The 1,830-nt window shown below is 57.4% G+C and carries 1 rRNA gene (only partly in view); it reads right to left on the reverse strand.

Annotated features, from left to right (window positions below):
- Positions 1-7: 7 nt before the first annotated feature.
- A 23S ribosomal RNA gene (locus tag ABZS51_RS42505) occupies positions 8-1,830 on the reverse strand (it continues 1,366 nt past the right edge of the window).

Genomic DNA, 1,830 nt, shown 5'->3' on the forward strand with positions numbered 1-1,830 from the left:
ATGCTTTGTGGTCAAGTCCTCGGCCTATTAGTACCGGTCAGCTCCACACGTTACCGTGCTTCCACCTCCGGCCTATCAACCCGGTCGTCTACCGGGAGCCTTACCCACTCTCGTGGTGGGAGACCTCATCTCAAGGCGAGCTTCCCGCTTAGATGCTTTCAGCGGTTATCCCTTCCGAACGTAGCCAACCAGCCATGCACCTGGCGGTACAACTGGCACACCAGAGGTTCGTCCGTCCCGGTCCTCTCGTACTAGGGACAGCTCCTTTCAAGTCTCCTGCGCGCGCAGCGGATAGGGACCGAACTGTCTCGCGACGTTCTAAACCCAGCTCGCGTACCGCTTTAATGGGCGAACAGCCCAACCCTTGGGACCTACTCCAGCCCCAGGATGCGACGAGCCGACATCGAGGTGCCAAACCATCCCGTCGATATGGACTCTTGGGGAAGATCAGCCTGTTATCCCCGGGGTACCTTTTAGCCGTTGAGCGACACCGCTTCCACACGCCGATGCCGGATCACTAGTCCCAGCTTTCGCTCCTGCTCGACCCGTCAGTCTCACAGTCAAGCTCCCTTGTGCACTTACACTCGACACCTGATTGCCAACCAGGCTGAGGGAACCTTTGGGCGCCTCCGTTACCCTTTAGGAGGCAACCGCCCCAGTTAAACTACCCACCAGACACTGTCCCCGATCCGGATCACGGACCAGAGTTAGACGTTCAAAACGACCAGAGTGGTATTTCACCAATGACTCCACCCGAACTAGCGTCCGAGCTTCCCAGTCTCCCACCTATCCTACACAAGACGCTCCAAACGCCAATGTCAAGCTGTAGTGAAGGTCCCGGGGTCTTTCCGTCCTGCTGCGCGTAACGAGCATCTTTACTCGTAATGCAATTTCGCCGGGTCTGCGGTTGAGACAGCGGGGAAGTCGTTACGCCATTCGTGCAGGTCGGAACTTACCCGACAAGGAATTTCGCTACCTTAGGATGGTTATAGTTACCACCGCCGTTTACCGGCGCTTAAGTTCTCACCTTCGCCAGCTCACGCTGACTAAGCGGTCCCCTTAACGTTCCGGCACCGGGCAGGCGTCAGTCCGTATACATCGTCTTACGACTTCGCACGGACCTGTGTTTTTAGTAAACAGTCGCTTCCCCCTGGCCACTGCGACCCCCACCAGCTTCGGAGGCACGCTCCTACACCAGCAGAGGTCCCCCTTCTCCCGAAGTTACGGGGGCAATTTGCCGAGTTCCTTAACCACAGTTCACCCGATCGCCTTGGTATTCTCTACCTGACCACCTGAGTCGGTTTAGGGTACGGGCCGCCACAACACTCACTAGAGGCTTTTCTCGGCAGCATAGGATCATCCACTTCGCCACAATCGGCTCGGCATCACATCTCAGGATTAATGCGAGGCGGATTTGCCTACCTCACTCCCTACATGCTTACCCCAGGACAACCATCGCCTGGGCTGGACTACCTTCCTGCGTCACCCCATCGCTTACCTACTACCCGATCGGATCGAGCGTTCAGTCTCACCCACACTCCGAAGAGCGTTAGGGACTTAAGGACTCTTAGCATCACGAGGTTCGATATGGGCGCATTGAAGCGGGTACGGGAATATCAACCCGTTGTCCATCGACTACGCCTGTCGGCCTCGCCTTAGGTCCCGACTTACCCTGGGCGGATTAGCCTGCCCCAGGAACCCTTGGTCATCCGGCGCGAGGGTTTCTCACCCTCGATTCGCTACTCATGCCTGCATTCTCACTCGCACAGCCTCCACAACTAGATCACTCTGCTGCTTCGCCGGCTGCACGACGCTCCCCTACCCACCAAC

This window comes from Nonomuraea sp. NPDC005501, assembly GCF_040605905.1.
GTDB lineage: Bacteria > Actinomycetota > Actinomycetes > Streptosporangiales > Streptosporangiaceae > Nonomuraea.